This is a genomic window from Alteromonas sp. 4NH20-0104 (assembly GCF_057547795.1).
In genome coordinates this window covers 1-12,957 of sequence record NZ_BAAJLP010000034.1, presented here as the reverse complement: position 1 = coordinate 12,957, position 12,957 = coordinate 1, and the positions used below count along the sequence as shown (strand labels likewise).

Below are 12,957 nucleotides of genomic sequence, written 5' to 3'. Positions count from 1 at the left end.
CTTTTTGATACATCAGGTATACGGTGAATGCCGTATACCTGTTGATGTAGCTGTTTGATGGATTGAATGACAAAGAGGTTTACACATGACCAAGTCTGAATTAATTGAGCGGCTCGCTGATCAGGCACGCCACATCCCGGCAAAAGAATTAGAAACCGCTATCAAAGAAATGTTGGAACAAATGGCGCAAACCTTACAAAAAGGGGATCGCATCGAAATCCGCGGATTTGGTAGTTTTTCTTTGCATTACCGCGCACCACGCGTGGGGCGTAATCCTAAAACAGGTGAAACGGTTGAGCTGGACGGTAAATACGTTCCTCACTTTAAACCTGGTAAAGAATTACGTGACCGGGTGAATGAGTCTATCGCCTGATTATTATCTGAACGGATAGAAATAAAAAGCACTGTTATCAGTGCTTTTTTTGTATGTGCATGCTGTAACCCCAGCAACATTTTGTTATCCTGATTTTAATTTCTTTATTTAGGATCACGCTCTTGAAAGGCTTAGCATTTTTACTTTGCATTATTGCGATTCTGGTACTGGCGATTGCCGTTGGTTCTCAAAATGATGCTGTAATTTCAGTAAATTACCTGATTGCTAAGGCTAATATGACCGTTGCTACGCTAATTGCCATCGCACTGGGATTAGGCGTTGTAGTAGGCGTTCTGGCCATTCTAAGCAGCTGGCTCACGCTGAGGGTTAAGCTGATGCGGGCGCAGGCTAAGCTTAACAAGCTGCAGAAAGAATAAGCGTCATGCTGGAGCTGTTATTCTTACTGCTACCAGTAGCAGCCGGTTATGGTTACATAATGGGCCGCAACAGCGTTCGCCAGGCGCAGCGAAAACAATCCAGTATTCTCTCTAAACATTATTTCCGTGGATTAAACTTTCTCCTGTCTGACCAGCCCGACAGGGCCGTGGATACGTTAATTAAAATGATTAACGTCAACAGTGATACCGTGGAAACCCACATTGCCATGGGGAATTTCTATCGCCAGCGCGGTGAGATAGACCGGGCAATACGCGTGCATCAGAATCTGGTCAGTCGTGATGAAATTCAGGCTACCCAGCGTGAGTTAGCCCTTAAGGAACTAGGCCGCGATTACATGCAGGCCGGTTTTCTGGAAAGAGCGGAAGGGGCTTTCGTAAGCCTGCTTAATTCCGACAAGCATTTCGAGTTTGCCCAGCAGCAGTTATTTGCAATATACCAAACCACGAAAGAGTGGGGCCGGGCCATAGAGCTCGCCGAAAAAATGCTGGCTGAAAATGACAGTATTCGCAGTAAACTCGGTCATTTTTATTGTGAGCAGGCCCAGCTCGAGTTAGATAACGAGGATATTCCGGCAGCACTGAAGGTACTGCAAAAAGCCGTCAACGTAGATGAACAAGCGGTCAGACCCTGGTTGATGCTGGGTGAAGTTACCTTTGATCAGGGCCGTTTAAAAGAAGCCGGTGAATACCTGGTGCAGGTCGCTAATCGTGATAAGAACTGGTTTATTGAAGCGGTGCCGTTACTTGAGCAAATTGCCAGTGAAACCGGTGATTGGCAGAAATTTGAGAACCTGTTAAATGATAACTGGGTGCAAAGTGCCACCTTGTACCTGGCTATGGTGGATGTATTTTCCAACAAGGGCGAAGTGCAGCACGCCGCTGATTATTTATTTGAACAACTGCAAAAAACGCCTACCATGCGTGGCTTCCATCGCCTGATGCAGTTGTATTGTGAGTTAAGTGATGATGCCAACGCGAAGGCCACCTATCAGCAGTTACGGCAACTGGTGGCCAAGCAAATTGAACAGCGTCCGCGTTACCGGTGTAAGAGCTGTGGCTTTTCTGGTCGCAAACTGTATTGGCTGTGTCCATCCTGTAAAAAGTGGGGGGTCGTTAACCCCATTAGAGGTCTAGACGGAGAGTAAAGAGAATGAACCAAGAAGCCCGTGTGATCGTCGCATTGGATTTCGATGATGCCGATAAGGCCATGGCCCTGGTAGATCAACTGGATCCTGGTGCTTGTAAGCTGAAAGTCGGCAAAGAGATGTTTACCCTGTTCGGGCCTGAGTTTGTAAAATCGCTCATCGCCAAAGGGTTTGATATTTTTCTGGATTTAAAATTTCATGATATCCCGAATACCGTAGCCAAAGCTTGTAAAGCCGCGGCCGAAATGGGGGTATGGATGGTAAACGTGCATGCCAGCGGTGGTAAGGAAATGATGATGGCGGCAAAACAGGCCATTGCAGAGTCTGCTCATCCTCAAACCAAACTGATTGCGGTAACGGTGCTGACCAGCATGGATCAGGCGCAGTTGAATGATGTGGTGCCAGAGGTATCACCAGCCGAGCAGGTTAACAAACTGGCCCAGCTAACGGCCGATAGCAGGCTCGACGGCGTTGTTTGTTCTGCAAAAGAAGCGGTAATGTTACGTGAAACACATAACGACGAGTTTCTGTTAGTAACACCTGGAATTCGTCCTGCCGGGGCAGATGTGGGCGATCAGAAAAGGGTTATGACACCGGTTGATGCCATCGATGCAGGTGTAAGTTATCTGGTAATGGGCCGGCCAATTACACAAGCTGAAAACCCGTTAGCCGCCCTGCAGGCAGTAAATCAAAGCCTGGCGTAAAACATCTAAGACCAAATAAAAAATAAAGGGGTCAGAGTTAATTAATATTAATTAACTCTGACCCCTTTAACTTTTTAACTCTTTAACTCTTTTTAATTTTTGACGATCAGATTCCAAATTCGATAAGCGATTTATGTCGAAATTGGCATGCTTAAAGCCTGCTAAATGTTGAAAGGGCTTTATATGTCACGAGTTATCACTTCCGATTTGAACACTCAGCCATCGTTCCAATCGAGGCTAAATCACAAGTTCGAATTAATGTTAAAAGCCTGGGTGGCGATTATTCTCACCGGCCAGTGGATATTTGCGTTATACATCCTCGTACAATTTACGTTGCCGCTGTTAACCGGGCATTTGGATGAGTCCCGCTACGCTTATATGATCAGGGGATATGTAAACGGCGACACCATTAATAACGCCATTTTATTGCTCCATGTGATACCCGTGATGCTGATTAGCCTGAGCGGCACATTCCAGCTGTTTCCGGCGATTCGCCACCATTACCCACGATTTCACCGTATCAATGGCCGTGTTTATCTGACCTTTGGCCTGTTGGGGGCCATTGGTGGCTTGTATCTTACCTGGGTAACCGGAAGTCGCCTGAGTGATTTAGGCGCGTTGGGGGTTACCTTGAATGGTTTACTAATTCCGGTAATGGTTTACTTTGCCTGGCGCTATGCAGTGCAACGGGATTTCGAGCGTCATCAGCGTTTTGCCGTGCATGCGTTTATCTTAATTAACGGGGTATGGACATTTCGATTACTGCTGATGGGCTGGTTTATGCTCAATCAGGGACCACGGGGTAACAGCGCCAACCTCGATGGTCCGGCTGATGTTATTCTGTCGTTTGCTTCTTATCTGTTGCCCATGTTGATTGCGGAACTAATTTTAAGGGCTCGCGCTCGTAATACCGTGGCCAGTCGCGTTATAGCCACCATCGCAGTGGGAATTGCCATACTTATCACTTTGATTGGTACCGCCGCGGCTACCATGATGATGTGGGGGCCACGTATCATTGCTGGCTGACTGAGGGCTGCGAGTTACCCACTCAGGCTTGTGCTGACTCAACCGCCAGATGTTGCTGGCGGTATTGATTAGGCGTACAGCCCTCGCTGGCTTTAAATGCACGATTAAAGGGCGCTAGTGAGGCAAATCCCGATTCCAGACTAATGACTAAAATGGTCCAGTGCCGACAATGCCCGGCAGTTAATAATTGTTTGGCATGGGCAATTCGGTAGCCATTGATAAACTGATTCACATTGGCCGAGGACGTCATAGTGCGGATGACCCGGCTGACCTTGTATTCTGATACCTGCAGGGCGGTCGCTATATCAATGGTCTTTAAGTCGTGTTGAAGAAAGCACTTTTGTTGTTCCATTAGTTGCCGGATTTGTGCGGCCAGCTGTTTGTCTTCGAAGGTCGCGGTATTATCTAATTGACTTTGTTGACTGGCAGCCGACGTTAACCGGCTACTTTGCCTGCGTACCTGGCGCTGCCAGACTAAAATGACCAGGGTTGTCAGCAGAATGGCCAGAGCTGAACTCACCACGAGCCAGGGTCTAACCTGCCCACTGACTGCGCCGGATAACATGCCGTCTGCTATCACCGTACAACTGAATACGCCGCTGAAAAACGTGGTGGCAAACAATAACCGTTGGTGCCGCATCGGTTTATCTGCATTATTAAAGCCACGTACTGCCTCCCAGAAAGCCAGTGCCAGAATGGTAGAAGATAACAACTGCGTGACTTCAGAAACAGCACCCTGTATCCAGCCAATCTTTTGCGCTGTAAGCCAGTCAACCGACACCATCAGTTCCAGACTGCGATTGGTGACGACTAACAGGGCGATTGCGCCGGCAAATAGATAATGCTGTGTTGCAAGGGCCTGAGTGCCCCTGAACAACGCACGGGATATCAGCCAGATAACATTACAGGTAGCGCAGGTGCCCAGTGCAAACACATACTGATAAGCACTGCCTGATTCGGCGGTAAGTACCTGCAGCGCCACCATCGCCAGCGACCCGCTAAAAATAGCAGTAAGGATATGCTCAACTCTTACCGGTCTGAATGATAACTGGGCCAGCATTACAGCGAGCGCGGTAAGCAATAATACGTAATAAGCGTAACTAAGCCACATAAGTGAACCACATAAGATTGAGCTGTCGATGGTGATGGAGTGACTGTTAATACTAATGCAAAGCAGGGCAGAGGCAAGGGCAGATTTGTTAGTCTTTGTGTCATAAAAAACGGGGCCTGCCAGCCCCGTTTTAAAATATTTACTTTTACGCGCTAGCGCAACCTATGCTAACGCATCCATTGCTGGCGTATATTGAATGCCTAACTGATCGCCTAAGGCTTCAACAACCGCTTTGTAGGTGACTTTACCTTCATGAACGTTAAGGCCGTTTAACAGGTGAATGTCTTCCATCATGGCCTGCTTAGGTCCTTTATTGGCTAACGCCAGACCAAACGGTAAAGTAGCGTTGTTTAGGGCCATAGTAGAGGTACGTGCTACACCGCCAGGCATGTTTGCTACGCAGTAGTGCACCACACCGTCAACAATATAAACCGGATCCTGGTGAGTGGTGGCTTTTGATGTAGCAAAACAACCGCCCTGGTCGATAGCCACGTCTACTACTACAGAGCCTTTTTTCATATTGGCAATATGTTGCTCATTGAGCAGTTTCGGCGCCGCTGCACCCGGGATAAGTACCGCACCAACCACCAGATCAGCAGACGCTGAATAATGCTCAATAGCATCAACGGTAGAATAAACGGTTTTCACCTGACCATTAAAGATATCATCCAACTGGCGTAAACGCGGCAGTGAACGGTCCAGAATAGTCACATCGGCGCCAAGGCCTAATGCCATTTTAGCGGCTTGTGTACCCACCACACCGCCACCAATAACCAGCACTTTACCCGGAGCTACTCCAGGTACGCCGCCTAATAAGGTGCCGCTGCCGCCGTGCGCTTTTTCAAGATAATGAGCGCCGGCCTGAACCGACATACGGCCAGCCACTTCACTCATAGGCGCCAATAATGGCAAGCCACCCCGTGCATCGGTAACCGTTTCATAAGCAATACAGGTTGCGCCGGACTCAATCAGTAATTCAGTCTGGGTTGGGTCGGGTGCCAGGTGCAGGTAAGTGTAAAGTGTTTGGCCACGGCTTAGTTGTTTACATTCCTGCGGCTGCGGCTCTTTTACCTTAACGATCATTTCCGCTTCGGCAAAAACCTGCTCGGCACTGGCGGCAATGCTAGCACCGGCTTCCACATACATCTCATCGGTAAAACCAATGGCTGTGCCAGCGTTAGTCTCGACCATTACCTTATGACCATGCGTTACAAACTCTTTCACCGCCGCCGGAGTTAAGCCTACGCGGTACTCGTGGTTTTTAATTTCTTTAGGAACACCCACTAACATAATTGTCTCTGCCTGTTTAAACTATTGAGTTACTAATGATGCTAGTATATCGAAAGGTTTTAAAATATATCTGCTGTAGTTTTTTTATTGCCAGTGTAATATTCTTCTAAAAAGGCCTTTTGGAGTATTTAATATGCTGGTGAAAACACCCAAACATCTCGACAGAATAGACCGCAACATACTTTCCATGCTGCAAAAAGACGGTCGAATTTCTAACGTTGAGCTGGCAAAACAGGTTGGGTTGAGCCCAAGCCCCTGTTTAGAAAGGGTAAAGCGCCTGGAGTCTCAAGGGTATATTAAAGGTTATCACGCTCATCTGGACCCTCATCAGTTGGGTGCCGCCATGCTGGTGTTTGTGGAAATCACTTTAACCAAAACATCGGTGGATATTTTTGCCGAATTTTCAGCTGCCGTTCAGCAGCACGATGATATACAAGAGTGTCACCTGGTCTCTGGTAACTTCGACTTTTTGTTAAAAGCCCGGGTGGCGGATATGTCGAGCTACCGAAAATTGCTGGGGGACACATTATTAAGGCTGCCTGGTGTGAGTGCCTCGAGAACCTACGTGGTAATGGAAGAAGTTAAAAGTACCAATAGCCTGCGAATTAATACAAAATAAGGTCAGGATGGTATGATAAACTTTTGGGTCACCCGCTGAAGCCAGCCGCTTCTGTGACCCGGGTACGTGCGCAAAAATAAAACCAATGACTGGTGTCTGTAACACCGGCAAAGAGAGATATTTAGGGATATGGTGCGACTTTCTGGCGTTCAACGCATATGGGAGACAGGTATTATTATTGCCTGTGCTCTGGCGTTCTTTTTATTATTGGCGTTAGCCTCTTTTCATCCGGGCGATCCTGGCTGGAGTCAGGCTGGCCTGCAGAATAGTGTTCATAACTGGGTGGGTCCTACCGGCGCCTGGACAGCCGATCTGTTCTTTTTTACCTTTGGTTACCTGGCTTACGCCACGCCATTTTGCTGTGCTTTTATTGGCTGGTTTATTTTTCATAACATCAAGACCTGGCGCGAACTGGATTACCTGACAATTGGGCTGCGTTTGATTGGCGCAATCCTGATTTTGCTTGGCTTAACCGGCATATTCAGCATTAATTTTGATGATCTGTTCAGCTTTACCGCCGGTGGGTTGATTGGCGATGTGATCAGTTCTGCGCTTATTCCCTATTTTAATGTGGCCGGAACCGTACTATTACTGCTGTGCTTTTGCTGTGTTGGCTTTACGTTGCTGACTGGTATTTCCTGGTTGCTGATTGTGGATAAGCTGGGCGAAGGGACCCTGTGGTTTGGCCGTAAATCCATCGCTGCGCCACAAAAATTGCTGGCCCTTAATATGCCAACATTATCGTTACCCAATAAATCGGCCAGTAAAGACAAAGACAGTGATGAACTAAACATCACCAGCCTGCGTGCCGAACCGCCATCGGATAAAACGGCCGATAAAGTACCGCCAAAACAAGCCGCCCCGATTAAGGCTGAGCGCAGCGAACCTACCTTCACCATTCCGGATGAAATCTTTGCCTCACAGGAGGATGAAAATGACGAGATGCCGCCCTTTATTGTAGATACCAACGATGGGGCAGGGGAGTCCTTCAGTACTGATGAGCCAGTCATTGCTACCGAGGCTGAACCTCGAAAAGTGGCACCAGCGGCGCCTGCAGCCCCCCAACAACCGGCCGCCCGGGGCGCTAAACAAATCAGACCGCCACGCACTGAATCCGATGGGGATGTGGACATTGGCCCTATGCCTTCGTTCGAACTGCTCGACCGTCCGGATAAAAAGGAAAACCCCATTACCCAGGAAGAACTGGATATGGTTTCCCGTTTGGTGGAAGAAAAGCTGGCAAACTTTAACATTGATGCTGCGGTGGTGGGCGTGTATCCAGGCCCGGTGATTACGCGTTTCGAAATTGACCTGGCACCAGGTGTAAAAGTGAGCAAAATTAGTAGTTTGTCGAAGGATTTAGCCCGTGAGATGTCGGCAACATCAGTACGGGTAGTGGAGGTAATCCCCGGTAAGTCGGTGATTGGCCTTGAACTACCCAATAAAAAGCGTGAAATGGTGCGCATGAGTGAGGTGATTGAGTGTGAGGCTTTTCAGTCGAATGCGTCAGCTCTGACCATGGTACTAGGCTCCGATATCAGCGGCGATCCGGTGGTCGTAGACCTTGCCAAAATGCCGCACCTGCTGGTAGCAGGAACCACCGGTTCCGGTAAATCGGTGGGTGTAAACGTGATGATTCTGAGCTTGTTATACAAATCCACGCCAGAAGATGTGCGGATGATCATGATTGACCCCAAAATGTTGGAGCTATCGGTGTATGAAGGTATACCGCACCTGCTCGCTGAGGTGGTCACCGATATGAAAGAGGCCGCCAATGCATTGCGTTGGTGTGTAGGGGAAATGGAACGCCGCTATAAGCTGATGTCGGCATTAGGGGTTCGAAATCTTAAAGGGTATAACGCCAAAATTAAACAGGCGATTGCCGATGGCGAGCCGATTAAGGATCCGCTCTGGCGTACCGAAGACAGTATGCTTGAAGAAGCCCCGGATCTGGAAAAACTGCCTTCTATTGTAGTAGTGGTTGATGAATTTGCCGACATGATGATGATTGTGGGCAAAAAAGTCGAAGAGCTGATTGCCCGGATTGCGCAAAAAGCGCGGGCGGCCGGTATCCATTTGGTACTGGCTACACAGCGCCCTTCGGTAGACGTGATTACCGGTTTGATAAAAGCCAATATTCCCACCCGGATAGCATTCCAGGTATCGAGTAAAATTGACTCGCGCACTATTCTCGACCAACAGGGCGCTGAAACATTGCTGGGAATGGGGGATATGTTGTACCTGCCGCCTGGCAGCCCGGTGCCCACCCGTGTGCACGGTGCGTTTGTTGATGATCACGAGGTACATGCTGTGGTAGCCGACTGGAAGAAACGCGGCGAACCGGAGTATATCGATGAAATCCTCAATCCCGAGTCTACCGCCGAAGTCTTGTTACCCGGTGAACAGCCGGAAGGCGGCGATCAGGAAGTGGATGCATTCTATGATGAAGCCGTGGCATTTGTTACCGAAACCCGCCGTGCGTCGGTATCCAGTGTACAACGCAAATTCCGTATTGGTTACAACCGGGCAGCCCGGTTGGTTGAACAAATGGAGCAAAGCGGTGTCGTTACTCCTGCGGGCCATAATGGTAATCGTGAAGTATTGGCGCCGCCTCCACCGAGAGATTAACAGGAAGTCGTTTATGAAAGCATTTTTTAGCAGAGCCTTACTGACTCTGTCATTTTTTTCTGTTCCAGCACTGGCCGATGACGCTGAAGCGCTAAAAACCAGACTTGCCGCCCTTGAGTCTTTCAAGGCCGCTTTTACCCAGTCGGTTACCGACGAGAAAGGCGAAGTGGTGCATCAGGCCACCGGTAATCTGACGATGGCCCGGCCGGATAAACTGCGCTGGGAAACCTTAACGCCGGACGAAACGGTATTGATAGCGGATGGCAGTGCAGTGTGGCATATCGATGACTGGGTAGAGCAGGTTACCGTTATGGCGCAGGACCAGGCGATAGACAATAATCCCATGGTGCTGCTTACCAGTAACGACGATGCTATCTGGCAACAATATACTATTCACGCTACGCAAGCTAACACCTTCAGCGTTTCTGCCAAAGCTGAAGGTGGCCAGATTCGTAGCCTGAGCCTGAGTTTTGACGACCAGGGTCTGGCACATCTGGTGATGCTTGACAGTCAGGGTCAGCAAAGTGCCATTGATTTCAGTCAGCGTGAATTTAATACACCCGTTTTCCCTTCGGCATTTATTGCTGATGTGCCGGAGAGCTTCATGGTAGACGATCAGCGTCCATGAGTTTGTTTAGTCAGCAAACCTATGCGCCACTGGCTGCGCGCATGCGCCCGGTGAACCTGGATGAGTATGTTGGTCAGGGGCATTTGGTTGGGCAGGGGAAACCCCTGCGCAAAATGCTCGAGTCGGGCCATTGCCATTCCATGGTACTGTGGGGCCCGCCGGGCACCGGCAAAACCACCATGGCCGAGCTGATTGCGGTGTATACCAATGCGCAGGTCATTAAGCTCTCTGCGGTTACGTCGGGCGTTAAAGATATCCGTGCGGCCATGGACCAGGCTGAACAGAATAAGTCTATGGGTGAGCGTACGCTGTTATTTGTAGACGAAGTGCATCGTTTTAATAAATCCCAACAGGATGCGTTTTTACCCTTTGTGGAGTCAGGCGTGGTGACTTTTGTTGGCGCCACAACTGAAAACCCGTCGTTTGAGCTGAATAATGCTTTGCTCTCCCGGGTTCGAGTGTATGTGCTGAAAGGTATTGACGATGACGCCCTTAATAACCTGCTCGACAGAGCGTTGGCAGATGCTGAGCGCGGTCTGGGAGAACGTAATTTAAGTCTGGCCGACGATGCCAGAAATGCGCTCATTGGCTTGTCTGGCGGTGATGGAAGGCGTTTATTAACCTATTTGGAACTGGCCAGCGATTTTACTAACGAAAGTCAGATCAGCCTCAATGATATCGAACAGGCGGTTGGCGAGAAGGTCGCCAGTTACGACAAGCAGGGTGATACTTTTTACGATTTAATCTCGGCGTTCCATAAATCAGTGCGTGGCTCCGACCCCGATGCGGCGTTGTACTGGTATGCACGAATATTAAATGGTGGCGGTGATGCCCTTTACGTGGCCCGCCGGCTTCTGGCAATATCTTCTGAAGACATTGGTAACGCCGATCCCAGAGCTATGCAATTGTGTATCAACGCCTGGGATGTGTATCATCGCGTTGGCCCTGCTGAAGGGGAGCGTGCTATTGCTCAGGCCGCGGTTTATTGTGCCCTTGCAGCCAAAAGTAATGCGGTTTATATGGCGTTTAGTCAGGCCAAACAGGATGCCAGAGAAAAACCGGATTACCCGGTGCCGGTGCATTTACGCAACGCGCCAACCAAATTATTAAAAGAAATGGGCCATGGTGCAGAGTATCGCTACGCACACAATGAGCCCAATGCATTTGCCGCAGGCGAATGTTATTTGCCTCCGGAACTGGCCGATGCAAGATATTATCAACCTACCGAACGTGGGCTGGAAAAGCAGCTTAAAGCCAAGCGGGAATATCTGGATCAGTTAAATAATAGCAGCCAACAAAAACGGAACGGCTAATGTCTCATACTCTTTCGATATATCTGTTTATCGCCACTGGTGGTGCCGTAGGGGCGTGCTTGCGCTTTTTCTGTACCGGTTTAGTGGATTCGTGGTTTGGAAAAGCGTTGCCCTTTGGTACACTTGCGGTCAATATTATCGGCTCATTTTTACTGGCCGTTTTGTATGGCTTTATTGAGCGCGGCGAGATTGCCGAACAGCCTTTCCGGGCGCTGATTGGCGTAGGGATGTTAGGGGCGTTAACTACGTTTTCAACCTTTACCATTGAAACCCTCACGTTACTTGAGAACGGACTGTGGATTAAGGCGCTGGCCAATATATTATTAAATGTGTGTGCCTGCCTGCTTGCAGCATGGCTGGCAGTAGAACTAACCAAAGGATAAAGAAAAGAACATGTTAGATGCAAAGTGTTTGCGCAGCGACATCGTAGCAACGGCCGAACGACTGGCCAGTCGGGGATTCACCCTGGATGTTGACGCTTTTAATGCCCTGGAAGAAAAGCGTAAGGCATTACAAATCAAAACCCAAGATTTGCAAAATGAACGCAACACGCGAAGTAAATCCATTGGTAAAGCTAAAGCACAAGGCGAAGATATAGCGCCTTTACTGGCCGAAGTGTCTGATTTAGGCAATAAGCTGGATGCAGCCAAAGTAGAGCTCGATGAAGTACTTGCTGAAGTGAATGCTCTGATGCAAGGCATTCCTAACCTGCCACACGAAAGCGTACCGGTGGGTAAAGACGAAGCCGAAAACGTTGAAATAAGCCAATGGGGCGAGATCCCATCATTTGATTTTGAAGTTAAAGATCACGTGGACATTGCAGATGCCCTGAATAAAGGTATCGACTTTGAAGCATCGGTTAAGATTACCGGTAGCCGCTTTGTGGTAATGCGTGACAAGTTTGCTCGTTTACACCGTGCACTGGCTCAGTTCATGCTGGATACCCACACCGCTGAGCACGGTTACACCGAAATGTACGTGCCGTATCTGGTCAATGCCGACAGCCTTTACGGCACCGGTCAGTTACCCAAATTTGGTGAAGATCTGTTTCATACCAAACCGGCAACGGAAGAAGGGCAGGGCTTGTCGCTGATCCCAACTGCCGAAGTACCGTTAACTAATTTGGCCCGTGATGAAATTTTCCCTGCCAAAGAACTACCGATTAAAATGACTGCGCATACACCTTGTTTTCGCAGTGAAGCGGGTAGCTATGGCCGTGACACTCGTGGCCTTATTCGTCAGCACCAGTTTGATAAAGTCGAAATGGTTCAGTTGGTAAAACCGGAAGACAGCTTTAACGCGCTGGAGGAGCTGACTGGCCATGCCGAAATGATCCTGCAAAAGCTGGGACTGCCATACCGTAAAGTACTGCTGTGTACCGGTGATATGGGCTTTGGTTCATGCAAAACTTACGATTTAGAAGTGTGGTTACCAGCACAGAATACCTATCGTGAGATCTCATCTTGCTCAAATATGCTGGACTTCCAGGCGCGCCGTATGCAGGCTCGCTATCGTAATCCCGAAACCAACAAGCCTGAATTACTGCATACCCTGAATGGTTCTGGCTTAGCAGTGGGACGTACGCTGGTTGCTATTTTAGAAAACTATCAGCAAGCCGATGGCTCGGTAAAAATTCCGGAAGCGCTGGTAGGTTACATGGGTGGCGTTACCGAAATAAAGTAAAACGTAGTGATACCAAAAGGCCGCTAATCAGCGGCCTTT

At 48.9% G+C, this 12,957-nt stretch carries 13 protein-coding genes; 11 read left to right on the top strand and 2 right to left on the bottom strand.

What is annotated here, in order from left to right; genetic code table 11:
• Window positions 1–85 precede the first annotated feature (85 nt).
• The 5 genes from ihfB to AC27IB_RS19710 all read left to right on the top strand — a co-directional run bounded on the left by ihfB (window position 86) and on the right by AC27IB_RS19710 (window position 3,646).
• Window positions 86–373, top strand: a complete 288-nt coding sequence (gene ihfB / locus AC27IB_RS19730; protein ID WP_070176179.1) for an integration host factor subunit beta — start codon at window positions 86–88, stop codon at window positions 371–373.
• 122 nt (window positions 374–495) lie between these two features.
• On the top strand, window positions 496–750 hold the full coding sequence (locus AC27IB_RS19725; protein ID WP_296045911.1) for a lipopolysaccharide assembly protein LapA domain-containing protein: 255 nt from the start codon (window positions 496–498) through the stop codon (window positions 748–750).
• Between the two features lie 5 nt (window positions 751–755).
• The gene (gene lapB / locus AC27IB_RS19720; protein WP_296045914.1) at window positions 756–1,916 is read left to right on the top strand and encodes a lipopolysaccharide assembly protein LapB; all 1,161 of its coding nucleotides are present in this window, start codon (window positions 756–758) and stop codon (window positions 1,914–1,916) included.
• Between the two features lie 5 nt (window positions 1,917–1,921).
• A complete protein-coding gene (gene pyrF, locus AC27IB_RS19715) occupies window positions 1,922–2,620 on the top strand; it encodes an orotidine-5'-phosphate decarboxylase (protein ID WP_487123053.1) in 699 nt (232 codons plus the stop codon).
• Between the two features lie 183 nt (window positions 2,621–2,803).
• Window positions 2,804–3,646 (top strand): DUF2306 domain-containing protein, encoded by an 843-nt coding sequence (locus AC27IB_RS19710; protein ID WP_487123051.1) that lies wholly within the window; start codon window positions 2,804–2,806, stop codon window positions 3,644–3,646.
• Window positions 3,647–3,668: 22 nt separating this feature from the next.
• On the opposite strand, the gene AC27IB_RS19705 is transcribed toward AC27IB_RS19710, so the two are convergent.
• Both AC27IB_RS19705 and ald read right to left on the bottom strand, forming a co-directional pair.
• A complete protein-coding gene (locus tag AC27IB_RS19705; protein WP_296045921.1) occupies window positions 3,669–4,757 on the bottom strand; it encodes a helix-turn-helix domain-containing protein in 1,089 nt (362 codons plus the stop codon).
• Between the two features lie 162 nt (window positions 4,758–4,919).
• A complete protein-coding gene (ald, locus tag AC27IB_RS19700; RefSeq protein ID WP_296045924.1) occupies window positions 4,920–6,047 on the bottom strand; it encodes an alanine dehydrogenase in 1,128 nt (375 codons plus the stop codon).
• Between the two features lie 133 nt (window positions 6,048–6,180).
• On the opposite strand from ald, the gene lrp reads away from it, so the two are divergent.
• The 6 genes from lrp (at window position 6,181) to serS (ending at window position 12,918) form a co-directional block, all read left to right on the top strand.
• Window positions 6,181–6,666 (top strand): leucine-responsive transcriptional regulator Lrp, encoded by a 486-nt coding sequence (gene lrp, locus AC27IB_RS19695; protein ID WP_279321704.1) that lies wholly within the window; start codon window positions 6,181–6,183, stop codon window positions 6,664–6,666.
• A 129-nt stretch (window positions 6,667–6,795) separates the two neighbouring features.
• Complete coding sequence (locus tag AC27IB_RS19690; RefSeq protein ID WP_487123048.1) at window positions 6,796–9,294, top strand: DNA translocase FtsK; 2,499 nt, start codon at window positions 6,796–6,798, stop codon at window positions 9,292–9,294.
• A gap of 13 nt (window positions 9,295–9,307) precedes the next feature.
• Window positions 9,308–9,922 carry an outer membrane lipoprotein periplasmic chaperone LolA gene (gene lolA, locus AC27IB_RS19685; protein WP_487123046.1) on the top strand — a complete coding sequence of 205 codons (615 nt, stop codon included), beginning with the start codon at window positions 9,308–9,310 and terminating at the stop codon, window positions 9,920–9,922.
• A complete protein-coding gene (locus tag AC27IB_RS19680; RefSeq protein ID WP_296045942.1) occupies window positions 9,919–11,235 on the top strand; it encodes a replication-associated recombination protein A in 1,317 nt (438 codons plus the stop codon). The genes lolA and AC27IB_RS19680 overlap by 4 nt, the downstream gene beginning before the upstream one ends.
• Entirely contained in the window at window positions 11,235–11,618 is a 384-nt protein-coding gene (gene crcB, locus AC27IB_RS19675; protein WP_296045945.1) for a fluoride efflux transporter CrcB, read from the top strand. The genes AC27IB_RS19680 and crcB overlap by 1 nt, the downstream gene beginning before the upstream one ends.
• 10 nt (window positions 11,619–11,628) lie before the next feature.
• Window positions 11,629–12,918 carry a serine--tRNA ligase gene (serS, locus tag AC27IB_RS19670; RefSeq protein WP_296045948.1) on the top strand — a complete coding sequence of 430 codons (1,290 nt, stop codon included), beginning with the start codon at window positions 11,629–11,631 and terminating at the stop codon, window positions 12,916–12,918.
• Window positions 12,919–12,957 lie beyond the last annotated feature (39 nt).

What these genes read in the sequence shown, in the direction of transcription:
- AC27IB_RS19710 (WP_487123051.1), top strand. Translation starts at nt 2,804, where the DNA reads ATGTCACGAGTTATCACTTCCGATTTGAACACTCAGCCATCGTTCCAA.
- pyrF (WP_487123053.1), top strand. Translation starts at nt 1,922, where the DNA reads ATGAACCAAGAAGCCCGTGTGATCGTCGCATTGGATTTCGATGATGCC.
- AC27IB_RS19680 (WP_296045942.1), top strand. Translation starts at nt 9,919, where the DNA reads ATGAGTTTGTTTAGTCAGCAAACCTATGCGCCACTGGCTGCGCGCATG.
- lrp (WP_279321704.1), top strand. Translation starts at nt 6,181, where the DNA reads ATGCTGGTGAAAACACCCAAACATCTCGACAGAATAGACCGCAACATA.
- lapB (WP_296045914.1), top strand. Translation starts at nt 756, where the DNA reads ATGCTGGAGCTGTTATTCTTACTGCTACCAGTAGCAGCCGGTTATGGT.
- lolA (WP_487123046.1), top strand. Translation starts at nt 9,308, where the DNA reads ATGAAAGCATTTTTTAGCAGAGCCTTACTGACTCTGTCATTTTTTTCT.
- AC27IB_RS19705 (WP_296045921.1), bottom strand. Translation starts at nt 4,757, where the DNA reads ATGTGGCTTAGTTACGCTTATTACGTATTATTGCTTACCGCGCTCGCT.
- crcB (WP_296045945.1), top strand. Translation starts at nt 11,235, where the DNA reads ATGTCTCATACTCTTTCGATATATCTGTTTATCGCCACTGGTGGTGCC.
- ald (WP_296045924.1), bottom strand. Translation starts at nt 6,047, where the DNA reads ATGTTAGTGGGTGTTCCTAAAGAAATTAAAAACCACGAGTACCGCGTA.
- serS (WP_296045948.1), top strand. Translation starts at nt 11,629, where the DNA reads ATGTTAGATGCAAAGTGTTTGCGCAGCGACATCGTAGCAACGGCCGAA.
- ihfB (WP_070176179.1), top strand. Translation starts at nt 86, where the DNA reads ATGACCAAGTCTGAATTAATTGAGCGGCTCGCTGATCAGGCACGCCAC.
- AC27IB_RS19690 (WP_487123048.1), top strand. Translation starts at nt 6,796, where the DNA reads ATGGTGCGACTTTCTGGCGTTCAACGCATATGGGAGACAGGTATTATT.